Consider the following 23,706-nt stretch of genomic DNA (forward strand, 5'->3'; position numbering starts at 1 on the left):
GGTTTTCCGGCGCGCGTCAGCGCCAAAATATTATGCCTGCTGGCGCGCTTGTTCTCGCCCTAGCGCCATGGACAGGGTCATTCCCGTCCCCTATGAAACAAGAGAATTTCTGGTTCATTTGGTGGCTTTATGACTTATCAGTTCACGTCCGGCCATTGGCCCATCGGCGGCGGCGAGACCGGAGAACTTGTTCGCCGTTTCGATTGGGCGGCAACCTCGCTTGGCCCGATCAGCGAGTGGCCGCAGAACCTGAGAATCAAGGTCAATTCGATCGTCAATTCGCCCATCCCGCAGGTGCTGATGTGGGGCGATGATCATGTCATGATCTACAACGACGGCTACGTGGAAATTGCCGGCAATTATCATCCGCGCGCGCTCGGCGCGACGGTCCCCGGGATATGGCCGGAGATCTGGGACTGGAACAGCAAGATTCTCGAGGCCGGCTTCCGCGGTGAGGTCCAGTCATACCGCGACCAGAAGATGGTTCTGCATCGCCACGGCCTCCCTGAGGAAGTCGTTTTCGACCTATTCTACACGCCGATCTATGATGACGACGGCAAGGTGAACGGCGTTCTCTGCACGGTGCTCGAAAATACCGACAAGGTGAAGGCGGTGGCCGAGCTTGCGGAAAGCCGCGAGGAGCTGAAACGGCTGACGGATGCGCTCCCCATCCTCGTCGGTTTCATCGATCGCAGCCATATCTACCGCTTCGCCAACCAGGGCTACGTGGAATGGTTCGGCCTCGACGCAGCCGATGTGGTCGGCAAGCATGTGGCTGAGGTGATTGGCCAGACCAGCTATCAGACACGCCTTCCCCTGGTCGAGCAGGCGATGGCCGGCGACCGCATCATCACCGATACATCCATCACCCGGCCGGATGGAACGGATCGCAATGTCGAGATACGCTATGTGCCCCGGCGGGCTTCAGGCGGCGATGTCGAAGGCATCTATGTGGTGATGATCGATATTGAGGATCGCAAGCGGTCCGAAGTAGCCTTGCAACGGAGCAACGGCCGTTTCCGCGCGGCGGTGAATGCCGTCCACGGTGTGATCTGGACGAACGCCGCCGACGGCCGCATGCTCGGTGAGCAGCCGGCATGGTCGGCGCTGACTGGGCAGCCGTTCGAGAGCTACCAGGGTTACGGCTGGGCGGACGCCGTGCACCCGGATGACCAGGACGGCTCGGTCGAAAGCTGGAAGGCGGCGGTCGCGGCAAAGGCCACCTATGTTCATGAGCACAGGGTCCGGCGCGCCGATGGCGTCTACCGGACGTTCGCCATTCGCGGCGTGCCGATCTTAGATGTTTCGGGCGAGATCGAGGAATGGGTCGGTGTTCATACTGATATTACCGAACAGCGCGAGGCAGAGGCCAGCCTTCAGGAGCACGCCACAAGCCTCGAGCGCCAGGTTCGCCACCGCGTGAGAGCCGAAGAGCAGCTGCGGCAGCTGAACGAAAGCCTTGAGGCGCGAGTTGAAGCCGAAATCGCCGAGCGCCATCAAACCGAGCGCGCGTTGCAACAAGCGCAGAAAATGGAAGCGATTGGCCAGTTGACGGGCGGCGTGGCGCACGACTTCAACAATCTTCTTCAGGTGGTCTCGGGTAACCTGCAGCTCCTGTCCAAGGATCTGACGGGCAATGAGCGGGCGGAGCGGCGCTTGGCCAATGCGCTTGCAGGCGTCAACCGCGGTGCGAAGCTCGCAAGCCAGCTGCTCGCCTTCGGTCGCAGGCAGGCGCTCGAACCTCGGGTTATCAATATCGCCCGCTTCATCGGCGGAATGGACGATCTGCTGCGGCGTTCGTTGGGCGAAGCGGTCGAGATAGAGGTCATTACCAGTGGCGGGCTGTGGAACACCTATGCCGATCCCACGCAGGTGGAAAACGCGCTGCTCAACCTCGCGATCAACGCGCGCGACGCTATGAACGGTTCCGGCAAGTTGACGATAGAGATGGGCAACGCGGCGCTCGACCAGGAATATGCGCGCAGCCATCAGGAGGTCATGCCGGGTCAGTATGTGATGCTCGCTGTCACCGACACCGGCACGGGTATGGCGCCTGAAATCTTGAACAAGGTGTTCGAGCCGTTCTTCTCGACCAAGCCAGAAGGCAAGGGAACTGGGCTCGGGCTGTCCATGGTCTATGGCTTCGTCAAGCAGTCGGGCGGACATGTGAAGATCTACAGCGAGGTAGATCAGGGAACGACGGTGCGCATCTATCTGCCGCGTTCCGTTGCCGACGAGGACCGCGAGGTGACAGTGCATGGCGGGCCTGTGGTGGGCGGCACGGAAACGGTGCTTGTCGTCGAAGATGATGAGGAAGTCCGCGCGATCGTCGTCGAGACGCTGTCCGATCTCGGCTACAGCGTATTGACTGCGAAGGACGCGCAGGCCGGACTGAATGTGATCGAAAGTGGCATGCAAATCGACGTGATCTTCACCGACGTCGTCATGCCCGGGCCGCTGAAGAGCAGTGAGATGGCGCGCCGCGCGAAGGAGCGGCTGCCCGGTGTGGCAGTGCTCTTTACGTCAGGCTATACGGAAAACTCGATCGTTCACGGCGGAAGGCTCGACCCGGGTGTCGAGTTGCTATCGAAGCCCTATACGCGGGAGGCGTTGGCGCGCCGGCTCCGCCATGTGATCGCCAACCAGAAGCAGATCAGCCAGGCCTCCTCGCCGCGCAGCGCGGCACCGATCGACGAGCCTGTGGCTGCGGTGGTCCCACGAATTCTGCTTGTCGAGGACGATTTCCTGATCCGCTCCAACACAGCTGAAATGCTGCTCGAACTCGGGCACCAGGTGACGGAGGCGGCAGATGGCGCGGAGGCGCTCGAGTTCTTGCAGGGAAACGAGATCGACGTACTGGTCGCGGACATCGGATTACCTGATGTCAGCGGCGTCGATCTGGCTGCGGCCGTACGCCGTCTGTATCCAAACGTCGCCATTGTATTCGCTACGGGAGAACACAGTCTACCGACGGGCGCTCCGTCGAAGGCTCTCCTCCTGCGCAAACCCTATTCCGAGATGGAATTGAAATCGGCCGTTGAGCGCGCTTGGGCAACCAAGCGCTAAATGCTGTCCGGTCCCATTTGGGCGGTGGATGGGTGATAATGCTGGGCCCTCGATCGGCATTCGATATCACGGCTTGGCTTCGCAGAAGCGAGGCGCAAAAACCTGGCTGGGCGCAAGCTCAATGGCCGAGAACTGACTGAAGGACGGAATACAATGTCGATTGCCACGGAAATTTCGGCGGTGCCCGAGGAAAAGCGTACTCAGCGACTGAAGGCTGCGACGCATGCAGCGCACGAACGACTGGACAAGCGCATCATGCAGGCTAATCCCTTCACAGATCGCGAGAGCTACGGCCGGTTCGTCACCATGCAGTACCTGTTTCACCGTGATCTCGATGCCCTATTCTTCAATCAAGAGCTCGGCGCTTTGCTGCCAGATCTCTCCGGTCGTCGTCGTTTGACGTTCATAGAGCAGGACCTTGCCGATCTCGGGATCGCAGTCCCGCAGTCGATGTGCACTCCGACATTCACCAAGGGAGACAAGGTCGCACTCGGCGATTCCCTTGGATGGCTATACGTGATCGAAGGGTCCAATCTTGGTGCTGCATTCCTTTTGAAATATGCGGCCAAGCTCGGTCTCGACGAGACGATGGGCGCGCGCCATCTTGCAGGTGCTCCTGAAGGGCGTGGCCTGCATTGGCGAACGTTTACCGCAGCGCTCGACAGCGTGGAACTGAGCGATGGAGAGGAGCGGGCCGTCATCGATGGAGCGGACGCTGCCTTCGCGCGTGTCTATGATTTCGCTGAGCTTGCCTTCTCGGAGCGTTGAAATGGGCGGGTTCTACCAATCTCACGTGAACCGACGACGCAGTCGGCTCAGCTGATCACCATAAAATTGGCGCAGCTTGCATCGACGCTTCCGATGCGGATTCGGTGTTCGGTCGTCGCGGCAAGCGGTCGGAAAATTACTTGCTTGGCGGCCTTCGCGCGCCGCAGCAATTCTTCGCCGGCAAACAACAGCCCGTCCTTCTCTGTCATTTCGTAGGCAACATGGCCGTTATGCCCGTCATCGGCAATGGTGATCGTCCCCAATCCTGAACGCATTATGTGAGTCTCCCTCGCATTGCGCATATCGTGCATTGGGGAGATAAAAAACTCAACGCTGTGAAAGGGTTGTCCACGTATTGAAGAATGGTTGGCGGACAAAGAAAAGCCTCGCGTAGGGGCGAGGCTGAAGTTTCGGCCGCATCGGGGAAAACGGATGCGGCCAAAGCGCTCTTAGCCTATTGCCCTCGTCGTTAACAGGTCAGAATCTGTCGGTTTGGTACGCATCGCAAGAATATCTCAGCCGGCGGAGCGCTTGACGGCATGAAGATGTATAGACAAAACTCCCGCCGATACTGGGTCGCCATCGGATTGCCGCCCCTACTTTGAGAATACGGGGTGTGCCTGCATGCGAAAGCAATTGAACCACGACGCAATGGCTGCGATTGGTTTCATCGAGCCTTGGAGCGTGAAGGCCGGYGGCGCCACGGGTGGTTTTCTGTCCTGCGCCGATCCGAACGCAAGCGTCAGGATCGTCACGCTTGATCGCGACGAGGTGGTAGCCGTCGAATGGGAGATCGCACGGCATTCGACCACGCTCTCCATCCGGGAGTACGAACTCGGCTCCTGGGCCGAGATCCCGGCTACGGCTCTTCGGTCTGATGTCTATGAACTATCCCTCGAAATCCTCTTCACCAGGAACGAGACATCGAAGCCGGTTATCGCGATCGGTTCCCTGCTTCTCAGCCTGGCGCCGGATGGCCGTCTGGTTGCCGTGATTGATGGTCAGAGCCATACCGTTGCCGAAGTCCGCAACGAGCGATGGTATCAACTCGACGTCTCCGTTTCGCCGAGCGCGATCGGTTACAGGGTTAGGCGTGCTGACCAGCAGGCCGTAGCGGTACGGACGATCCCGCTCGTCGCGGCAGATACCGCCGGGCTGATCTGTATCGGCGGTGCCGCGGATCGCTCGCGACAGACCTTGAACGGCAGGCTCGGCCGCATCCGGTTAATCAGCGCCAGCCACGAGACGGAATGGCGCTTTCCCACGCGCGGGCCGATGGGCGATATTCGGCCTGTCCAGCAAAGTGATCCTGCGATCATCCTCCACAATGCGCCGACATTTGCCGTCGCCTCGCCGCGCTTTTCCGGTGAAATCCATGATCCCCGTCTGGATCCCGATCATTTCGATTCCATCCACCTGCACGACGATGATTTCGGCGGTTTCGACTGGGCGGCGGATCTGACTGTTCACATCCCCGAGGATGCCCGACCCGGTGTCTATGCGCTTGAGATAGGGACCGATCGCGGCGTGGAGAGGCTACCATTCTTCGTTCGCCCGACAGAGCCTCAATCGAACGTGGCAGTGCTGCTGCCGACGGCGACCTATCTCGCTTACGCCGACGAACAACTGCCGCCGCATCGCTACCCCTGGCATGGCAGCGACCGCGCCCACCTGTTCGCGATCGACAACAATTTCCTCAGCCTATACGACACCCACAGCGACCTCAGCGGCGTCAGCCTGACCTCGAGCCGGCGCCCGCGCGCGACGTTGAGGGACGACTATCACTACCCTCTGTCGAACTCGCCGCATCTTCTTTCTGTCGATCTGCAGCTGCTGAAATTCTACGCGCGCCATGGCATCGCGGTCGATGTGCTGACCGATCACGATCTTCACGACGAAGGCTTGGAGAGCCTGTCGGCCTACAGCCTGGTGCTGACAGGCAGTCATCCGGAATACTGGTCGTCCGCGATGATGAGCGGGTTGGATCGCTATCTCGCGGCCGGCGGAAGCCTCGGTTATCTCGGTGGTAACGGCTTTTATTGGGTGGTCGCCTTTGACGGCGACAACATGGAACTGCGGCGCGGCAAGAACGATATCTGGAGTGGCCGGCCGGGCGAAATGCACCTCTCGATGACGGGCGAGCTGGGCGGAAACTGGGAAGATCGCGGCAACCGTCATCCCCAGGCGCTTGTTGGCGTCACCTATGTGATCATGAGCTTTGGTCCATCGCGACCATACCGCCGGCTGGAAGGGAGTTACGGCGGCGAACATGCATGGCTGTTCGACGGTGTCGGCGAGGCCTTCGGCGATAGTGGCACGGTACTCGGCGGCGCGGCGGGATACGAGGTGGATGCGGTGCTGCGTTCGGAGGAAACCCCAGCCAACCTGGTTCGGCTGGCGGTCGCCGATGGTTTCGACGACAGCTTTCAGGTGCGTCCCGATCTTTGGCTTGCCGATGGCGAAGCGGAGCGGGCCGCGATGCGGCGATCGGATATGACGATTTACCGTCACGATGCCGGCGGATTGGTTTTTTCCGCCAGCTCCGTTGCGTGGATCGGCGCGCTGCCGGCGGCGGGAAAAGATAATGATGTCGGCCGCATTATGCTCAATCTCGTCGGCCGGTTCACAGCTTAGAGTGCATCATCCTGCTGCGAACCCGCGCGGATCGCCGCCAGCACTTCCTTCTGAATGGAGATGAAGTCCGAGGTCGAGATCATGTCCTGATGTCGCGGGCGCGCCAGGCCGACGTGGAAGGTTGCGTTGATTCGGCCGGGATTGATGCTCATCGAAATGATGCGGTCGGAAAGGTAGACGGCCTCTTCGACGTCATGGGTGACAAACAGCACGGTCAGGCGGTGCTCTTCCCAGATCTGCGTCAGCAGTTCCTGCATCTGATGGCGGGTCAGCGCATCCAGCGCCCCGAAGGGCTCGTCCATCAGCAGCATCTTTGGCCTGTAGGACAGCGCTCGTGCGATGGCGACGCGCTGCTTCATGCCGCCGGATAGCTGCGACGGGAAGGCATCGGCGAAACGGTCGAGCTTGACCAGATTGATATGGTGCCGCGCGACTTCTCTGCGTTCGGCAGCCGATAGGCCCGCCGCCTGAAGGGCGAACTCGACATTCTGCTGCGCGGTCAGCCAGGGCAGCAGCGTGTAGGACTGGAAGACAACGCCGCGATCGAGGCCGGGTCCCACGATCGGCGCGCCATCGGTCAGGAGCACTCCGTCGTTGAACTTCTGCAGGCCGGCGACGATCGACAGAAGCGTGCTCTTGCCGCAGCCGGAAGCGCCGACCAGCGACACGAACTCGTTGTCCGCCAGTTCCAGATCGATGTCGCTGAGGGCGTGAACGCTTCGCTTGCCCGATCCGTACCACTTGTTGAGCGCTTGGATCTTTAGTTTCGGTTCAGTCATATCAATGTCTCGACGTATAACGGAAGAAAACACGCTCGAGAGCTTTCATGCTCTGATCGGTGATCAGGCCAAGTATGCCAAGAAGCAGGATGTAGCCGATGATCGTCTGCGTCTGGAAATAGCGCTGGGACACAACGATGCGGTAGCCAAGCCCCGAGGTGGCCGCGACAAGCTCGGCCAGAACGAGCCACGTCCAGGCCCAACCCATGCTGATCCGGAGAGTGTCCCAGATCCCCGGCAGCGACGACGGAAGAACGATGCGCCAGAGGATCTTCGGTTCCGAAAGACCAAGCGTTCGTCCAAGCCCAACGAAGTCGGGCGGGACGCGCTTGACGCTGTCCATCACCATCAGCACTTGCTGGAAGAACGTGCCGATCCAGATGATGACGAATTTCTGGATGTCGCTGGTTCCGGCCCACAGGATCGTCAGTGGCACGAAAGCGACGACAGGCATGTAGCGCACGAAGTCGATAAATGGTTCGATCGCCGCTTCCCAGGTGCGGTAGCAGCCGATCATGATGCCGATCGGGATCGCCATCAGCGATGCCAGCGCGAAGCCAACGAGCATTCTATAGATGCTGATGCCGGCATCGTTCAGCAACGTCCCGTCAAGCGTCAGTTCCACCATCTTGGTCCAGACAGCGCCCGGGCTCGGAAGGAAAATGGGCTTGACCCAGCCGGTCGCGGTTGCTGACCACCAAAAGGCAAACAGCAGTGCGAAGACGCACACTGCGATCAGGAGGAACGTTTTTGCGCCAAGCGGATCACCGATGCGAAATGCACTGGGCGGTCGTCCGACACCCGCGCGCGACTGCGCGCGGGTGTCGGTGCTGGCAGACGAGGATTGTGATGCCGACATGGATGATCCGTCTTGAATAGCGCGTTACTTGTTGGCAGCGTCGACGAAGGACGAGTCGATCATCTGTTCCGCGGTCACGTCCTGGGTTAGGATCTTCGCAAGCTTCGCGGCCTTGAGCACATCGACGAAGGTCTTGGTCTTGAATTCGCCGGCGAAGGCCTTGGACGCTTCGGCGGTCGTGTAATACTGCACGCCGTCGAATGCAGTCGCGAGGTCTTCAGGCGATGCGCCTACGGCCTTGGCGATGATCGCGCGATCTTCGGCCGTGTTGGCCTTGTAGTCGGCAAGTGCTGCGTCCCAGGCCTTCAGCATGGCAAGAACCTGGCCCGGCTTGGACTTCAGAACGTCTTCGCGAACAACCAGAACGTCAGACACGAGGCCCGGATCCTTGCCGGCTTCGAAGAGAAGCTTGACAGGCTTGTCCTGCGCACGTGCGGTCGAGATGTAGGGTTCGTAGGTCACGGCAACCGGGACCTGGCCGGCGATCAGAGCGGAACCGGCATCGGCCGCCGGCATAGGAACACGGGTGATGTCGTCGATGGTTAAGCCGTTGGCGGCCAGCGCGTAATTGAGCAGGATGTCGCTGGTCGTACCTTCTTCATAAGCGACGCTCTTGCCCTTCAGGTCGGCGACGCTGTTGATGTCGCTGCCTGCGAGGATGGCGTCGGCCGTGAGGCTGAAGTCGAGGAGCGAGACGATTTTCACCGGCAGGCCGGCGGCGACCATGCCCATCGCGGTGTGGGTCGCGATATTAGCTGCGTCCAGCTGGCCGCTGGCGAGCGCTGCGTTCAGGTCCTTGTCTTCCGTGAAATTGACCAGTTCAACTTCTTCCAGACCGGACTTCTTGAAGAGATCCTTGCTGGCGGCGACGTGCCACTGGCCGTAGCCGAGCCAGGGCTCGATGCCGAGCTTGAAGGTGCCGGCTTCCGGCTTGGCGGGAATGTCGGCTGCCGAAGCCGGGACGGCCTGCGTGAGAGCGCCGATAACGCCGGCGACGATGGCCAGGCGCGACATGTGAGACTTGATCGATGCGTATGTCATGGTAACCCCTCTTTTCTATGATGAATGTGTTCGCTAGGCCCGAAGCCGAGACGTCATTCGTGCGTTTTGTATGTTCAGCCTATATTTTGGGCGATTGGCTGAGTAGCATTATGTATAGTCATTTCTTTGCCCGAACTTGTAAATCTGAATCTGCGCGATACCGCCAATTGGCGCCGCGCAAAGTCAGAAAACCTCTACCCCTCTATGAATGCGCCTGTCGATTTCGGCAATCGCCGATGTCGCGTTTTGGCGAATTCGTGATGGTGCAAAACGCTCATCTTACGCATGCTCCGGATCGATCGCGTCGAGGAAGCGGGTCACGATATCGGCGCCCGCTGTCGGCTCACTGCCCACCATGACCGCCGTTGAAAAGCCGATCAGTGAGGACGTCGGATTATGCGTGGCCGCGCCGGCGCGAAGGTTCATCACCAGCGTCGGGCAGAGGAACAGCCCGAGCCGGATCACCGTCCTCCAATCCGCTGGAAGCAGTGCGCGGCTCTTCAGCTCCGCAAGCAGCGGCTTCCACAGCGCCGTTGACTTGACGTCGAGAAGGGCCTGACGGACCGGGCTCGGCTGCCAGTCGAAATTGGCATGCAGCGTGCCATTTTCGTAGCGCGCCCGGGCTTCGAATTTCTGCTCGGCAAGGGCAGGCTCGTAGAGCCAGAGCGGGTGTGCGAAGATGTTATGGAAGGTGGTTTTGACCTCGGCAAGGAGCGTCGGAATATGCTCGCCGGCGAAAGCGGGGTCGAAGAAGGCGAGCGACGCACCATCCTCGCTCTTGCGGTACCAGACGTTTGCGTTGTGAGCGTCGCCATGGGCGGTGACGCCGCCGGCATCGGCGAGGCGAAGTGGCGCAAGGCGGCTGTGCGCATCGTCAAACAGTTCGCCGACCGTCTTTTCATAGGCAATCCCGTTGATGACGAAGCGCGCCGCTGCGAATTCGCTCCAATCGAGCGAAACGCCAGGGAAGGCGAAGTGCTTGCCGATGTAAAAGCTCTCGTAGCGCCCGCCCGGGAAAGCCGTGCCAGGTTCGCTGACGAGGCGGGCGGAAAACAGCCGGTGCACGGGCTCCTCGGCCACCTGCGCCGGCGTCACCGGGTGTAGTGTCTCCAGATAGACCTTCAGCACGGCCTCGCTGAGCTCGCGCTCTGCGTCCACCGCCTCCACGGCTGCGGCCGCATCCGGCTCAAGATCGATCGCGCGCAGCACGTCGGAGAAGCGCGGGTCGAAGCGACGTTTGTATACGAGGATCTGTTCACCCGGCAGGGTCGACATCATCACCGGCTGATCGACGGGAAGGCCCGCGCGCGTCAGGATATCGGCGCGGTAGTACTCGCCGCCCATCTTCTCCTCGCCTTCCTCCTGGTGGAATTTGAAGAAGTATTTCTCCCCGCCGCTTTCGAAGAAGCCGTTCAACGAGTTCAGGCTGTACTGATCGAAATTGATCGCGAGATTCTGTGCATCGAGCTCGAACAGATCGAAAAGCAACTCGGCGAGAAGTGTCTCGGCCACGCCATCGCGGTTCTTGGCATGATCGCGGATAATGGCGGTTCGGCTGTTGGTCTGGCTCATGGAATGCGCTTCTCGAATAAATAGGGTGTTGATCCGTGTTGTCAGGCAGGCTTGTGGGTCGGGCGATACCGGCTGCCGAGGGAGTAGCGGCTGCCGACATGAGTGAAGGTGTTGACGGTCGCGACCGTGGCGCCGGTCCAGGTCTTGCGGTGCAGGACGAGGCAGCTGTCGCGCTCGGGCATGTGCAGCAGACGCGCCTGCTCCGCGCCGGCAGGCACCGCGCTGATCAAGTGTTCGACCTCGGTCAGCGGCGTGCAGCGCTGCAGATATTCCAGCGTCGCGATCGAGGTGAAGTCCTGATCGAGATAATGCGGGACGAGAGCGGGGTTCACATACCGCTCCTCCAGTTGCACCGGAATGTCATTTTCGAAATGCACGACGAGTGAGTGATCGACGGGTTTGACGCGATCGAATTCGAATGCGCGGACAATGGCGGGCGCGGGATGTTCGACGCGCTCGAGCAGGATGACGCCGGCGCGATGCTTGCCGCCTCGATCACGGATCTCGTTGATGATGTTGCTGACTTCGATCAGCGTCGACTGCGCCTTGGGCGGCGCGACGAAGGTGCCGACGCCCTGGACCCTGCGAAGATGGCCTTCCGAGGTGAGTTCGCGCAGCGCACGGTGGACGGTCATTCGGGAGACGCCCAGCGAATTCACGAGATCGTTTTCGGAGGGCAGCCGGGCATTCTGCGCCCACTTGCCGCTGCCGATGTTCGCGAGCACGAAGTCCTTGACCTTCTCGTAGAGCGGCGATGCCGAATCCGAAAGTGCACTCAATGACAAACTCTCCAGTTCGTTCTCGTGAACGGCTATCGCGTGGCGAACCTCAATCCGCGATCTCGACGATGGTCTTCAATTTCTGGCTCTGGCCTTTGAGCAGCCGCTGATAAGCATTCGGGACATCGTCGAGCGACGCCAAGACCTCGCTGAATTCGATGAGCGCTGGCTCCAACTCGGCCAGCAGGGCGATCGCTTCCGGCAGCTCGGATGCGAAAGCATGGCAGCCGACCAACGATATTTCCCGTTCGACCAGGATATTCGGATCGAGATCCAGTTTACCATGGCTGATGCCGACAAGCGCCAAGCCGCCGCCGCCGGCAAGCAGATCGAGGCCGGCGGCAATCGCATCAACGTTGCCTGTCGCATCGATGGCATAGCGCAGCCGTTCGCCAATCAGCGCGGTGTCGATCGCAGCCTTGTCCAGCGCGACCGCCGTCCCGCTGCAGACGCGCGCGACCAGCGCCGCGCGCTCGGCATTGGTGTCGGCGAACAGAAGCTTGCCCTTATGGAGCTTCGACAACAGCAGCCCGCTCAAGCCGCCGATCGTGCCACAGCCGATAACGAGAACCGCTTCATTCTGTGCTGCGTTGAGGCGTTTGACAGCATGCAGCGCAACCGCGAGCGGCTCCGCCATCGCCGCGACCTTCGGTGCCAACGTTGGCTCATGCTTGAAGAGCAGCTTTGCCGGCAGCTGAACATGCTCGGCAAAACCGCCGTCGCATGCCTCTCCGACGAAGCCCAGCGTTTCGCATACATTGCTGCGTCCCGACATGCAGGCCGGGCAGGTGCCGCAATAGACGCGCGAGTCTGCCGCCACGTAATCGCCAACCTTGAGATGCTCGACGCCTTCGCCGACATCGGTCACCCGGCCGCAGAACTCGTGACCTGCCGTCGAGGGGCGCCTGCTGATCCACTGGCCGGTGCGGAAGTTGTGCAGGTCGGAGCCGCATATGCCAGCGGCGCGAACCTCCACATTGACGAAGCCACTGGGTGGGGCCGATGGCGGGTCGATCGCTTCGACCCGCAAATCCCCAGCATCGTGGAGGCGCACAGCTTTCAAGGGCTCAGCCTTTCGTCTTCAGGTAAGCGTCGCGCACGTCGGAGACGGCATTGGCGTGCGAGGAGAAGCCTTCGTACAGCGCAAGCTTGTGAGCATGCGCTGCGAATTCGGGATAAGCAGGTGCTGTGACGTAGCCTATCGAGCTGCGCTTGACGAAGTCAGTGACCGACAGCGGGCCATAGGTGCGCGCCCACCGGCTGGTTGGGAGCACTGCGTTCGGACCCAGACAGAAATTGCCGATGCTGACGGGCGTGTGCGGTCCGAGTAGAATCTCGGCGGCCTCGGTGATGTGGCCGAGATGCGCGAAGGCGTCGGTGGAGAGAATTTCGAGGTGCTCAGGCGCGTAGGCGTTGACGAAGGCATAGCTCTCCTCGATCGAGGAGGTCAGCACGACGCCGCCGCATTTTCCTGTGAGCACGGTCTTGGAGAAGCCGACGCGCTGTTCCGTCATCCGGCCCCAATGCTCCGGAAGGGCCGCGATGGCTTCTTCCGCAACACGGCGGCTGTGGGTGACGAGATAGGCGGACGAATCCGGGCCGTGCTCGGCTTCGATCAAGAGGTCGAGTGCTGCGAGCCCGCCATGCACGGTGTCATCGGCGAAGATCATCGCCTCGGAGGGGCCTGCCGGCAGGCCTGTGTCGATCACGCCTGACAGGAGACGCTTCGCGGCGACGACCCACGGGCTGCCCGGCCCGACGATCTTCAGCGCCGGTTTGATCGTTTCCGTGCCGTAGGCGACGGCGGCGACGGCCTGGGCGCCGCCGACCTTGTAGACGGTGTTGACACCAGCGAGACGGGCCGCGACCAGTGTTGCGGCATCGACGCTTCCATCCGGCGCGGGCGGGGTGACGATCGCAAGGTTCGGCACGCCGGCAACCACGGCCGGAACCGAGGTCATCATCGTGACCGAGGGGAAGGAGCCCTTTCCGCGCGGCACGTAGAGCGCGACGGACTGGATCGGCGTGAAGCGGTCGCCGGCGAAGGCGCCCGGGCGAATTTCCTTCAGCCACATGGCCTCGGGCTTCTGCTCATCGTGGAAGGTGCGGATGTTAGATATGCCGAACTTGATCGCCTCGATGACGTCGTCCTCGACGAGCTTGAAGGCGGCGTCGAACTCGGCCTCGGTCACCTGGATCGAGCCTTCCGTTACGTCCGCCTTGTCAAGCTCGCGGCCGAAGCGTGCAACGGCCCGGTCGCCTTCCGTGCGAACCGCCTCGAGGATCGGGCCCACCTTCTCGATAAAGCCGGAGATATCGGTCTCCGACCGGCGAAGCAGGGACGATTTTTCGTCTGAAGAAAGCTTCGAATATTCGTAAAAGGAGACTTCAGTCATTGTGCACGTAACCTTGTTGGCGTCTTGGTCAAGCGCCGGCGAAAACCCAGCAAAGGGCACAGCTTCGCCGCCGATGTCCGTTCGATCGGCTGTCTACTCAAACCAGTGGCTCAGGTCGAGGATTGATGTTCCGCTTTATTTCATTTTGACCGAGTGAAACATGTATATACATGCCATGTCAACGCACTTTGCACCGAGAATTGTGCGCCGCACCTTGCTGGCGGTCATGTGTCAGATGGAGGCGAGGAAACCGCCGTCGACGGGGAGGCAATGGCCGGTGATATAGCCCGCCGCGTCGCTGGCGAGAAACACGACGGCGCCCCCGAGATCAGCCGCCTCGCCAAAGCGGCGCTGCGGGATCCTTGTCAGCATGCGCGCCTGCCAGTCATCGTCCTCATAGAAGCCATCGGTCATCGCTGTCCTGAAATAGCCGGGCGCGATCGCGTTCACGCGAATACCGGCCTCGGCCCATTCTGCGGCGAGCGCACGCGTCATTCCAAGCAGACCGGATTTGGATGAGCCGTAGGGAACGGCGGTCGGAATGCCGACAAAGGAGGTCAGGGAGCAGAGATTGATGATGCTGCCGCCGGTCTCCTGCTTGGACATGCGCTTCGCCGCCGCCTGCGACCAGAAGAACGCGCCCTTGAGATTAGTTCCGACAATCCGGTCCCACAGCGCCTCGTCCACATCGAGCGAAGGCGCGACCTGCTCGATGCCGGCATTGTTGACGAGGATGTCGATCCTGCCGGTAAGCGCGCATGCCTGTTCCAGCGCTGCGTCGATCGAGGTGAGGTCCCCGACATCTTGTGCGATAGCGATGCAGCGCACACCCCGGCCTTCTACCTTGGTCTTCGTGTCCTGCAGCGACGCCAGCACTCTCGCCGTGATGCAGAGGTCGGCGCCCGCATCCGCCAGCGCAAGGGCGATCGCCTGGCCAAGGCCGCGGCTGGCGCCGGTGACGACGGCGACCCGCCCCTTCAGATTGAATGGATGTCCGGACATGTGATCCCTCCGATGTTGCGCCGAGGAAAGCATCTTTCCGCGATCATATCTATACATATAACGGTCGTGGCTGATCGCGCCGCCGTCACTGGCCTTCGTCGGGAATGTTCAGCAGATGTCCGCAGGCCTTGCAATGCACGGCGTCGGCATCATGGCGCTGCAGGCCGCATTGCGGGCAGGGGAAGTTCACCTTGTAGGGACGCACGACCGCCTGCGCGAGGCGGACGAAGAGCGAGATGCCGACGATCATCGTCACGATCGATGTCAGCTTTCCCATGGCGCCGGGCAAGGTGATGTCGCCGAAGCCCGTCGTCGTGACCGTCGCCACGGTGAAATACAAGGCATCCACAAAGCCCTCCCATCCGCCTTGGCGGTAGAAGAATGTGGTGTAGACGAAGCCGGTGACGATGAAGAGGAAGACCACGAGGTTGACGCAGGCGCGTACGACATCCAGCAGATGCGCACAGCCAAGGCGCCGCAATCCCTCTTTCAGGAATGGGCTGTTGCCGATCGCCCAGATCCGCATGGCCCGCAGGAAGGTGAAGTTGAACAGCAAGTCCGGAAGCAGCAGCGTCGCCAGGATGAAAAGATCGATCCAGCTCATCGGTCGTTTCACGAAAGCCTTTAGGCTTCCGGCAACGATCGCCTGGGCGATCAGTTCAATCGCCACCCACACGGCGATCATATAGTCGATGATGAGATAGGACGGCCCGGTCCTCAGATATGGCCCGAACAGGAAGAAGGCAAGGATAGCGAGGTCGACGAAGGCAAGCAGACCCTGCAGCTGAAGCGAGCGGACATCCCTTCCGCGTTGCAGCCAGTTCAGTTGCTTTCGGAGTGTCTTGACGATGCCGTCTGCATCGTTTGAATCGGTGCGCGCGTTGCTCATGCGCCAGAACTATCAATCGCCTTCAGCTTTTCAACCGTGAAGGTGGGCGGAAATGAAATCGGAGCAGCGACATCCAGCAACTGCAACGTGTCATTTGCCTTGATCCTGCCACGCTGGCGACATTTGGGTGTTACATGCGCGTAGTATCCCTCCTTGCAACAAAGGAGTGTGCCATGCAGGACATGACCATGTCGGAAGTGTTGAGGGATCCGATGATCCGCCAGATGCTGCGGGCCGATCGGATCAGCCTCGGCGTTTTCGCCGAATTGCTCGAAACGGCGGCCAAAAAGCGCGCGCAAGCCTTTGCCGCAAACAGAACGGCCGCGTTTTGCGCCGGCATGCGTGCCGAACAAGCTGAAACACAGGTCAAGACGGCGTCTTGAGCGACTGTCTGCCAACGCTCGGTTTCGGGCGTTGAAAGCTATTTCATCGCATAATCGAAAGTCTAGAACCCGTCCTCGCCCCGCGAGGACGGGTTTACCGATCCGTAACCCCACGGACCACGGTGTTTGGGACCGCTGTCCGTTTGATGGCATTGCTTCATGTTGCCATGCAACTGAAAGTACGTTGCTTGGTTAGCTGGTAAGGTTACCAGCCACGCGATGGGGGACAATACCTGCCTTGAAAGCAATACTGCTGCAAAAGCCTTGCATCCAAACCTTGAAACGACGAATGCAAGTCTTGTTCGTTTTGTCGCAGTCTAGATGCGGCGCTGCGTGACCTTGTCGAAGAAATGCACGTTCGGCGATTTCAGCGAGAGCTTGACGACCTGGCCCGGTGTCAGGTCGGCGCGTTCGCGCATGACCCAGGTGATCTCCTTGCCTTCGACCTCAAGCGCGACATGCGTTTCAGATCCTGTCGGTTCCACCACGCTGACGGTCGCCGGAACGCCGTCGTCTTGCGCGAACGCCAGGTCCTCAGGGCGAATGCCGACAATGACGTCGCGGCCATCGGCGTTTGCAGCGCCCTGCGAGAGCTCGACCTGTTGGCCCGATGGCAGTACCAGTCGCGGTGTGTCGCCACCCGTCAGTTTGCCTTCGAGGAAGTTCATCGCCGGCGAGCCCATGAAACCCGCGACGAAGACATTCTGCGGCCGGTCGTAGAGCTCGAGCGGCGTGCCGATCTGCTCGACCTTGCCGCCCTGCAGCACGACGATCTTGTCGGCCATGGTCATGGCTTCGATCTGGTCGTGCGTCACGTAGACGATCGTGGTCTTCAGGCGCTGGTGCAGGGCCTTGATTTCCGCGCGCATTTTGACGCGCAGCTTGGCGTCGAGGTTGGAGAGCGGCTCGTCGAAGAGAAACACCTTGGGATCGCGCACGATGGCGCGGCCCATGGCGACGCGCTGGCGCTGGCCGCCGGAGAGCTGCGCCGGCTTGCGGCTAAGCAGCGGCTGCAGGCCGAGGATCTCGGCGGCCTCGCCGACCTTTTTGTCGATCTCCGCCTTCTTTGCGCCGGCCAGTTCCAGCGCGAAGCCCATGTTCTGGGCGACCGTCATCTGTGGATAGAGCGCGTAGTTCTGGAATACCATCGCGATGTCGCGATCCTTGGGCTGCAGATTGTTGACGACGCGGCCGCCGATCGAAATCTCGCCTCCGGTGATCTCCTCCAGCCCAGCGATCATTCTGAGCAGGGTCGACTTTCCGCATCCGGACGGGCCAACGAGAATGACGAACTCGCCATCGGCAATGTCGACGTCCACGCCGTGAATGATGTCCACGGCACCGTAGGATTTCTTGACGTTTCTAATGGCCAATCCGGACATAGAATTCCTCCCTGTGAGACCTGCTCAACGCTCGCTGCGCACGCGAAGTGCCAGATATGGCTTGCCCGGCAGCTCGACACCGAAAGCGGCATCGGCCTTGCCGCCGCGCACGATCGCGCCGTGGCGTGTCGGGTGCGGAATCGGCGCTTCCACCTTCTTGGCGGGCGTGATCGTCATGTTCCACGTGTCGATGATGTCGACCTCATAGTTGTCGCCATCTTTCGGGAAGCCCGAGGACCAGACGACGGGCTGATGCTCGCCGAGATAGATGTAGCGCAGGTCGGTGCTGCCATCGCGCACGCCGGAAACGCGGGTCCACGGCCATTCGCCGACAGCGCCCATGGGATCAAGGCCGTGTGTCACGTCCTGCTCCAAGAGGTTACGGAAGAAGCTAATGCGCTTCCAGGCTTCGCCGCGCAGCTCGCCGCCCTTGGCCCACCAGATCAGATCATCAGGGTGCGAATAGGTCTCGCCATGTCCGGCATAGCCGCCGCGCGTCACGGTGATCCAGAAGCGGTGCACCAGTTCCTGCGCCGTCAGGTTGCCCCAGCACTGCACGATGTTGCCTTCATATTCCGGCTCGTCATTGACGACGGGCTTGCCATAGGCGTCGCGCCAGGTCTGCGTCAGCTTGACGTCGGGGTTCTGAATGCAGGTATGCGTAACCCATGGCTTGCGGTGATCGAAGTTCATCGACACCTCGCCGTTGTGGATCGACTTCAGGTGCTGGTAGGGATCGTTCTCTTCCAGGATGTGGAAATAGCGGTCCCACTGCTCCACCGGCTTGGTGTCGAGCAGGAAGTCGTATTCATTGGCGAGCGCCCACCAGACGTTACGATAGGCGGCAAGGCGTGCCGCGAGATATGCGACATAACGGAAGTCCTGATCGGCCGACATGTCCGCGTAACCCCAGCGATCGTAGGGGTGGAACATGATGATGTCGGCTTCGATGCCGAGTTCGCAGAGAGCCGCGACCTGCTGTTCGAAATGGCGGAACTTGACCGGGTTCGGACGATCGAAATCTTCCTTGCCGTCGGCGCCACTTTCAAAAGAGGGATAGAGCGGTTCGTTGGTGTTATAGGGGTAGTCCTTGGGGAATACGCCCATGCGGATCTTGTTGAAGCCTGCGGTCTTCAGCGTCTCAAGCGTCTGCGCCTGCATCTCAAGCGGCTGATGCGTCCAAGCGTAGCAGGTCGTGCCGAAGGAGAGGAACGGCTTGCCGTCGGCGTAGGCAAAGTGGAACTTGTTGCGCACGCGAACCGGGCCATGGTTGCCCGCAGACGGTGCGATCGCGACGAATGCGCCGGTCTTGCCGTTGAGCTCGGCGGTCTGCGAACGCGTCTTAAACGACCATTCGCCTTCGACATCGGGCATGAAGCGTACGCGATAGACGCCATCGCCGTCATAGAAACCCGGCACGCGGACTTCGCGGCTCTTGTGGGTGAAGACGGCGTCGAGGCTCACGTCGAGATAGGGATTGCCGCCGGACGGGCCGTTGAAGGCCACTTCGAACACACCCCATTTTTCGACTGTTGCTGTGGACATGAAAGATCTCCTCGAAAGACTTTGAATTTCGGTCGCTCAGCCTTTGACCGCACCAGAGGTGAGGCCTGAGACGAAGTACCGTTGGAAAATGAGATAGACGAGCGTTGCGGGCAGGACCGTCATGACGATCGCGGCGTTCAACTGGCCGTAATCGCTGGAGAACTGGCCCTGGAAGGACATCAGGCCGAGCGGCAGCGTCCACATGTGTTGGTCCTGAAGAAGCACCAGCGCCATCGCGAATTCGTTCCAGGTGGAAACGAAGTCGAGGATGAGGAGCGCAGCCAGAACCGGCAGGCAGACCGGCAGGAAGATGCGCCGGAAGATGGTGAAGTGAGTGGCGCCATCAATCAGCGCGGCCTCGGACAGCTCCTTCGGCAGGCCCTTGAAGAAGCCATGCAGGATGAAGACCTGGTAGGGAACGCCGAAGGCGATGTAGGGCAGGATGACGCCGGGATAGGTGTCGATCAGGCCGAAGGAATTGACCAGCGTGAAGAGCGGCGCCAGCATCACCTGGAACGGGATCATAGTTCCGAAGACGACGATAAGCAGCAGGAGCTTGCTTACTTTCATCTTGATCTTCGCCAGTGCGTAGGCCGCCATCGCCGACATGGCGAGGCCAAGCGGCACCTTGAAGACGGTGATGATCACGCTGTTCATGAACGACTCGGCGAAGTTGCCGCGGCTCCATGCACTGGCATAGTTCTCGAAGGCGAATTCGACCGGCGGCATGAACGCGCCGGTGCTTGTCACCGCTGCCTTCGTCTTCAGCGATGTGAAGACGATGAAAACGAAGGGCGCGAACCAGACGAGGGCTACGATGATCAGCGCGATCCACAGGCCGATCAGGACGGGGTCACGGCCGGGCTTGTTCGTGGTGGTGATGGTTTCAGACACAGAGATCGGTCCTGATGATGTCATCGTCATTATTCGGTGTCCTCATGCTTCTGCGTCCAGCGCAGGTACGGCACGACGATCGCGATGGTGATCAGCAGCAGGACGACCGAGATGGCGGCGCCGCGGCCGAAGTCGAAGATCTGCATCGCCTGCGTGAAGGCCCATAGCGCCAGCATCTGCGTGGATTGTGCCGGTCCTCCGCCGGTGAGGCCGTAGACGATATCGAATGCCTTCAGTGACGAGATGATCGAGAGAACGAGCACGATGGTCATCGTGGTGCGCAGGGCCGGAAAGGTCACATGCTTGAAGATCGCCCAGCGGCCGGCGCCATCGATGCGGGCGGCTTCGACCAGCGTCTGCGACACGTTCTGAAGGCCGGCCAGGAACAGCACCATCGAGAAGCCGACGGACTGCCAGAGATAGGCGACGAAGACCGAGTAGAGCGCGATGTTGCGGTCGCCTAGCCAGTCCTTGATCCACATCTGCAAACCCATATTGGTCATGAGCTGGCTGAACAGGCCGAAGAAGGGGTCGTACATCCACTTCCACATCGTTGCGACGGCGATCGGCGCGATGATGACGGGGAGATAGAAGATGGCGCGAAACGTGTTGCGGCCGAAGATCTTCTGATTGAGCGTCAGCGCCAGCAACAGGCCGACCATCGGCGGGAAGGCCACCGACATGATAGTCCAGATGACCGTGTTCTTGAAGGCGACCCAGAATACCGGATCGCGCGTGAAAATGTACTGGTAGTTAGCCAGGCCGACGAAGGGGCGTTGCGGATCTAGTCCGTTCCACTTCTGGAAGCTGAGGAGCACGACGTTTAACATCGGGTAAAGCGCGAAGACCGCGTAGATCGCCATGGCAGGCGCGAGCAACAGGAGCGCCTGGAAGCGCGGGTCGTGTGTTCGATTTTTCAATGACATGGGTATCTGCTCCGCGCGACGTGTGTCTGGCGAGTGGCATTGGATTGAGCGGTGGTCGGTCCCAGCAAGGTGCGGGACCGACCGATGTCCTGGGAGGACTTAGGTGCGACCGGCGATGAACGTCTGCAGCTGCTTCGCTGCATCGGCAGGTGCCGTGTTGCCGGCTGCGACGTCGTTGATCACGCGGAAATACTCGGTCGTGACGTCAAGCGGGAAGGCCTGGTCGCCGTTCATGTATACCTTGCCGTAGGTCTTGAAGACATCAAGCCATTCGGCTTCCAGCGGCTTCTGGTTCGCGTACTGGACGTTCTTGTTGACCGATGTCGAGCTGATCTGGCCGACGAGATCCTGCTGCACCTTGGTCGACAGGAAGTAGTCGAGGAACTTCGCGGCGAGATCCGGATGCGGGCTCTTGGTGCTGATGTAGTTATACTCGGCAAATCCGTAGAGGCGCTGCGTGTTGGTCGGGAACGGGAACATGCCGTAGTCGTCCAGATTGGCGCCGCTGGTTTCCAGCTGGCTGACCAGCCAGTCGCCTTCCAGCATCATCGCCGCGCGCCCTGCCGTGAACAGACTGTAGGACTGCTTGTTGTCGATGCCCATGAAAGGCTGCAGCGTATAATCCTTCGTCCACTTGGCGAACTCGGTGAAGGCGTCGGTGGCGCAAGGCTCGGTAGACCAATCAGCCTTCATGGCCTTCAGCGCGTCGTGCTTTTCGGCGCCGCACTTCGTTTCCAAGATGACGTCCATCAGGCGCATGACGTGCCAGTTGACCGATCCGCCGAAGGTGAAGGCGGGAATGCCGGCGGCTTTCAGCTTTTCCGCGTCGGCCAGAAACTCTTCATAGGTCTTCGGCTCTTCGGTGATGCCGGCCTGCTGGAACAGCTTCTTGTTGTAATAGACGGCTTCGCCCTTGAAGGTGAAGGGAACGCCATGCTTGCCACCGGGATAGAGGTCGGCGAATGCGGCTGCAGCCGGAAGCAGCTCATCGTTCCACTTGTATTCGGTGTAATATTTGTCGAGCGGTGCCGAAAGGCCGGCCTTCACATATTCGCCGCCCAGGCCAAGGCCTGCCCAGCTGAAGTAGATGTCGGGGCCCTTGTTCGAGCCGGCCGCGACACGCAGCGCGGTCTTGTGCTCATCGATGGCGCGCTGAACGATTTCAACCTTGGTGCCGGGATTTGCAGCTTCGAAGTCGGTTGCGACCTTCTTGAGCGCGACGTTGGCAGCGTTGTTGTCGAAGTTCAGCGTCCAGAGCGTCAGGTCTTCCGCTTTCAGGCTCGTCGCGGTGATCGCGAGCACGGATAGCGTGGCCATGAGTGTAGTCTTGATCGTCATTAAACCCTCCCTTGTGCGGTCCTCTCCGCCAATGTTCACACTCTCGAAAATTTCGACTGAAGTCAAGACTTATTTCGAAAATGAACAAAGTAGGTTGCATATATGCTAAAATTCGGGCTTTAATTTTCGAAGCAGGAGATTTTACGCGTGGGATAGGCGCTATTAATTTCTGTTCAGAAACATCTTGCGGCCGAGCGGCGAGTCAGCGCTATTTCATGGAGAGGAGCTGTGAATGGTTGGCATAAGGGAACTTTTCGAGGATCAAACCGCGCCGGCGGGGCGCATCGTACGCGCGATTGCGGCGATCGGATCCGCGACCGCGACACAACTGGTGAAGTCGACAGGGTTGGCGCGGTCGACCGTGTCCACGCTGCTCACCGAGCTGAAAGATAGCGGCGTCGTTCTCGACGTCGATACGAAGAGCAACGGTTTTGGGCGGCCATCACAGCTTTTGTCTCTGAATCCGGCGGCGGGACGGTGCGCCGGCGTGCTCCTTGGGCTTGGCGAAATCCGCATCGCGATCTGCGACCTCGCCCACACCGTACTGTCGGATATCTGGTTCGCGATGGACACGGACTATACGCCTGAGGACGCCGCGCGATGTGTGCGGGCGAGCCTTGAAGAGCAATGTGCTCTCCTTGGTGTGGAAATGTCCGAACTGCTGGGCGTGGGGTTGGCGATTTCCGCGCCGGTTTCATATGACGGTGAAATCCTCAACGGCTCCATCTTGCCGACATGGTGCGGCACCAATATCGCCGATGTGTTTTTCGAGCAGCTCGGTTGCCCAATCCATGTCGAAAACGAGAGCCATTGCGGCGCTCTAGCGGAAATGACCTGGGGAGCGGCGGTTGGGGAAACCAACTTCGTCCTCTTCAAGTTCGACCTCGGCATCGGTGGCGCCATCGTCATCGACGGCACGGTGCAGCGCGGCGCCCATGGATATGCCGCCGAGTTCGGCCACATGTCGCTCGATCCGCGCGGACCGCTGTGTCGCTGCGGCAATCGCGGCTGTCTCGAGACCTTCGCTGGCGGCTTCCAGCTGCTGAGATATGCCGAGCAATCCTTGCGTGAGCCCGTCAGCATCGAACAGTTTGTCGAACGCGCGCGCAATGGCGATCCAGGATATGCGCGACTTGTCGATGACGCGGCCGAGATGGCGGGCTGGGGAATGGGGATTGCCTTCACCATCCTCAATCCCCCCTTGTTCATCATCGCAGGCAAGCTGGCCGAGGTTGGCGAGAGTTTTATCGGTGGACTCGAGCGAAGTTTCGCCCGCCACTCCGTCGCGCCGCCCGCGCACTCGCCGCAAAAGCGCAAGCCTCGCTTCGTCGTCGGCACGTTCCGGGGCAACGACGACACGGTCATGGGCGCGGTGGCGCTCGTGTTGCGGCAACACGGACGCATCACCAACGAAGCGTCGCCTGTATCCTGAGTGCCGAATCGGCAGTTTGGA

General features: G+C 60.6%; 20 protein-coding genes. 5 read left to right on the forward strand and 15 right to left on the reverse strand.

Going from position 1 to position 23,706, the window contains the following annotated elements:
- Window positions 1-129: 129 nt before the first annotated feature.
- Complete coding sequence (locus tag AC1DOG_RS05440; protein WP_112943326.1) at window positions 130-3,066, forward strand: PAS domain-containing protein; 2,937 nt, start codon at window positions 130-132, stop codon at window positions 3,064-3,066.
- 153 nt (window positions 3,067-3,219) lie between these two features.
- Complete coding sequence (locus AC1DOG_RS05445) at window positions 3,220-3,834, forward strand: biliverdin-producing heme oxygenase (RefSeq protein WP_112943325.1); 615 nt, start codon at window positions 3,220-3,222, stop codon at window positions 3,832-3,834.
- Between the two features lie 47 nt (window positions 3,835-3,881).
- Here the strand turns inward: AC1DOG_RS05445 and AC1DOG_RS05450 are convergent, their stop codons facing one another.
- A complete protein-coding gene (locus AC1DOG_RS05450) occupies window positions 3,882-4,109 on the reverse strand; it encodes a hypothetical protein (RefSeq protein ID WP_477927029.1) in 228 nt (75 codons plus the stop codon).
- A gap of 349 nt (window positions 4,110-4,458) precedes the next feature.
- On the opposite strand from AC1DOG_RS05450, the gene AC1DOG_RS05455 reads away from it, so the two are divergent.
- Complete coding sequence (locus tag AC1DOG_RS05455) at window positions 4,459-6,468, forward strand: N,N-dimethylformamidase beta subunit family domain-containing protein (protein WP_477927030.1); 2,010 nt, start codon at window positions 4,459-4,461, stop codon at window positions 6,466-6,468.
- Here the strand turns inward: AC1DOG_RS05455 and AC1DOG_RS05460 are convergent.
- From AC1DOG_RS05460 to AC1DOG_RS05500, 9 genes are all read right to left on the reverse strand, one after another.
- Window positions 6,465-7,247, reverse strand: coding sequence for an ABC transporter ATP-binding protein (locus AC1DOG_RS05460; RefSeq protein ID WP_112819996.1), 783 nt, complete (start codon window positions 7,245-7,247; stop codon window positions 6,465-6,467). The two genes, AC1DOG_RS05455 and AC1DOG_RS05460, sit on opposite strands and share 4 nt — an antisense overlap.
- A 1-nt stretch (window position 7,248) precedes the next feature.
- A complete protein-coding gene (locus tag AC1DOG_RS05465) occupies window positions 7,249-8,106 on the reverse strand; it encodes an ABC transporter permease (protein WP_112819994.1) in 858 nt (285 codons plus the stop codon).
- A gap of 24 nt (window positions 8,107-8,130) precedes the next feature.
- The gene (locus AC1DOG_RS05470) at window positions 8,131-9,147 is read right to left on the reverse strand and encodes an ABC transporter substrate-binding protein (RefSeq protein WP_477927031.1); all 1,017 of its coding nucleotides are present in this window, start codon (window positions 9,145-9,147) and stop codon (window positions 8,131-8,133) included.
- A 279-nt stretch (window positions 9,148-9,426) separates the two neighbouring features.
- A complete protein-coding gene (locus AC1DOG_RS05475; RefSeq protein WP_477927032.1) occupies window positions 9,427-10,719 on the reverse strand; it encodes a hypothetical protein in 1,293 nt (430 codons plus the stop codon).
- A gap of 41 nt (window positions 10,720-10,760) precedes the next feature.
- Window positions 10,761-11,498 carry a histidine utilization repressor gene (gene hutC, locus AC1DOG_RS05480; protein ID WP_113168203.1) on the reverse strand — a complete coding sequence of 246 codons (738 nt, stop codon included), beginning with the start codon at window positions 11,496-11,498 and terminating at the stop codon, window positions 10,761-10,763.
- 49 nt (window positions 11,499-11,547) lie between these two features.
- Window positions 11,548-12,561 (reverse strand): zinc-dependent alcohol dehydrogenase, encoded by a 1,014-nt coding sequence (locus AC1DOG_RS05485; RefSeq protein ID WP_477927033.1) that lies wholly within the window; start codon window positions 12,559-12,561, stop codon window positions 11,548-11,550.
- Window positions 12,562-12,565: 4 nt separating this feature from the next.
- On the reverse strand, window positions 12,566-13,894 hold the full coding sequence (hisD, locus tag AC1DOG_RS05490; protein WP_113168354.1) for a histidinol dehydrogenase: 1,329 nt from the start codon (window positions 13,892-13,894) through the stop codon (window positions 12,566-12,568).
- A 231-nt stretch (window positions 13,895-14,125) separates the two neighbouring features.
- Window positions 14,126-14,896: an SDR family NAD(P)-dependent oxidoreductase gene (locus AC1DOG_RS05495; RefSeq protein WP_477927034.1), complete on the reverse strand. Its 771-nt coding sequence runs from the start codon at window positions 14,894-14,896 to the stop codon at window positions 14,126-14,128.
- 85 nt (window positions 14,897-14,981) lie between these two features.
- Window positions 14,982-15,785 (reverse strand): potassium channel family protein, encoded by an 804-nt coding sequence (locus AC1DOG_RS05500; protein ID WP_112943317.1) that lies wholly within the window; start codon window positions 15,783-15,785, stop codon window positions 14,982-14,984.
- Window positions 15,786-15,958: 173 nt separating this feature from the next.
- Between AC1DOG_RS05500 and AC1DOG_RS05505 the strand changes: the two genes are divergently transcribed.
- Window positions 15,959-16,168, forward strand: a complete 210-nt coding sequence (locus AC1DOG_RS05505; RefSeq protein ID WP_112943316.1) for a hypothetical protein — start codon at window positions 15,959-15,961, stop codon at window positions 16,166-16,168.
- Between the two features lie 317 nt (window positions 16,169-16,485).
- On the opposite strand, the gene AC1DOG_RS05510 is transcribed toward AC1DOG_RS05505, so the two are convergent.
- The 5 genes from AC1DOG_RS05510 to AC1DOG_RS05530 form a co-directional block, all read right to left on the reverse strand.
- Window positions 16,486-17,550 carry an ABC transporter ATP-binding protein gene (locus AC1DOG_RS05510; protein ID WP_477927035.1) on the reverse strand — a complete coding sequence of 355 codons (1,065 nt, stop codon included), beginning with the start codon at window positions 17,548-17,550 and terminating at the stop codon, window positions 16,486-16,488.
- A gap of 24 nt (window positions 17,551-17,574) precedes the next feature.
- Window positions 17,575-19,095, reverse strand: a complete 1,521-nt coding sequence (locus tag AC1DOG_RS05515; RefSeq protein WP_477927036.1) for a DUF5060 domain-containing protein — start codon at window positions 19,093-19,095, stop codon at window positions 17,575-17,577.
- Between the two features lie 36 nt (window positions 19,096-19,131).
- Window positions 19,132-20,013 (reverse strand): carbohydrate ABC transporter permease, encoded by an 882-nt coding sequence (locus AC1DOG_RS05520; protein ID WP_026282700.1) that lies wholly within the window; start codon window positions 20,011-20,013, stop codon window positions 19,132-19,134.
- A gap of 5 nt (window positions 20,014-20,018) precedes the next feature.
- Window positions 20,019-20,915 (reverse strand): carbohydrate ABC transporter permease, encoded by an 897-nt coding sequence (locus AC1DOG_RS05525; RefSeq protein WP_477927037.1) that lies wholly within the window; start codon window positions 20,913-20,915, stop codon window positions 20,019-20,021.
- A 99-nt stretch (window positions 20,916-21,014) separates the two neighbouring features.
- Window positions 21,015-22,253, reverse strand: coding sequence for an ABC transporter substrate-binding protein (locus AC1DOG_RS05530; RefSeq protein ID WP_112943312.1), 1,239 nt, complete (start codon window positions 22,251-22,253; stop codon window positions 21,015-21,017).
- A gap of 232 nt (window positions 22,254-22,485) precedes the next feature.
- Here AC1DOG_RS05530 and AC1DOG_RS05535 point away from each other — a divergent pair, with 232 nt between their 5' ends.
- Window positions 22,486-23,685 (forward strand): ROK family transcriptional regulator, encoded by a 1,200-nt coding sequence (locus AC1DOG_RS05535; RefSeq protein WP_112943311.1) that lies wholly within the window; start codon window positions 22,486-22,488, stop codon window positions 23,683-23,685.
- The last annotated feature ends 21 nt before the right edge of the window (window positions 23,686-23,706 follow it).

The organism is Rhizobium sp. 01N48, assembly GCF_056399145.1.

Excerpts from the sequence above, each read along its gene's own strand:
- AC1DOG_RS05440 (WP_112943326.1), top strand. The coding sequence starts at position 130 with ATGACTTATCAGTTCACGTCCGGCCATTGGCCCATCGGCGGCGGCGAG.
- AC1DOG_RS05445 (WP_112943325.1), top strand. The coding sequence starts at position 3,220 with ATGTCGATTGCCACGGAAATTTCGGCGGTGCCCGAGGAAAAGCGTACT.
- AC1DOG_RS05450 (WP_477927029.1), bottom strand. The coding sequence starts at position 4,109 with ATGCGTTCAGGATTGGGGACGATCACCATTGCCGATGACGGGCATAAC.
- AC1DOG_RS05460 (WP_112819996.1), bottom strand. The coding sequence starts at position 7,247 with ATGACTGAACCGAAACTAAAGATCCAAGCGCTCAACAAGTGGTACGGA.
- AC1DOG_RS05465 (WP_112819994.1), bottom strand. The coding sequence starts at position 8,106 with ATGTCGGCATCACAATCCTCGTCTGCCAGCACCGACACCCGCGCGCAG.
- AC1DOG_RS05470 (WP_477927031.1), bottom strand. The coding sequence starts at position 9,147 with ATGACATACGCATCGATCAAGTCTCACATGTCGCGCCTGGCCATCGTC.
- AC1DOG_RS05475 (WP_477927032.1), bottom strand. The coding sequence starts at position 10,719 with ATGAGCCAGACCAACAGCCGAACCGCCATTATCCGCGATCATGCCAAG.
- hisD (WP_113168354.1), bottom strand. The coding sequence starts at position 13,894 with ATGACTGAAGTCTCCTTTTACGAATATTCGAAGCTTTCTTCAGACGAA.
- AC1DOG_RS05495 (WP_477927034.1), bottom strand. The coding sequence starts at position 14,896 with ATGTCCGGACATCCATTCAATCTGAAGGGGCGGGTCGCCGTCGTCACC.
- AC1DOG_RS05500 (WP_112943317.1), bottom strand. The coding sequence starts at position 15,785 with ATGAGCAACGCGCGCACCGATTCAAACGATGCAGACGGCATCGTCAAG.
- AC1DOG_RS05505 (WP_112943316.1), top strand. The coding sequence starts at position 15,959 with ATGCAGGACATGACCATGTCGGAAGTGTTGAGGGATCCGATGATCCGC.
- AC1DOG_RS05510 (WP_477927035.1), bottom strand. The coding sequence starts at position 17,550 with ATGTCCGGATTGGCCATTAGAAACGTCAAGAAATCCTACGGTGCCGTG.
- AC1DOG_RS05515 (WP_477927036.1), bottom strand. The coding sequence starts at position 19,095 with ATGTCCACAGCAACAGTCGAAAAATGGGGTGTGTTCGAAGTGGCCTTC.
- AC1DOG_RS05520 (WP_026282700.1), bottom strand. The coding sequence starts at position 20,013 with ATGACATCATCAGGACCGATCTCTGTGTCTGAAACCATCACCACCACG.
- AC1DOG_RS05525 (WP_477927037.1), bottom strand. The coding sequence starts at position 20,915 with ATGTCATTGAAAAATCGAACACACGACCCGCGCTTCCAGGCGCTCCTG.
- AC1DOG_RS05530 (WP_112943312.1), bottom strand. The coding sequence starts at position 22,253 with ATGACGATCAAGACTACACTCATGGCCACGCTATCCGTGCTCGCGATC.
- AC1DOG_RS05535 (WP_112943311.1), top strand. The coding sequence starts at position 22,486 with ATGGTTGGCATAAGGGAACTTTTCGAGGATCAAACCGCGCCGGCGGGG.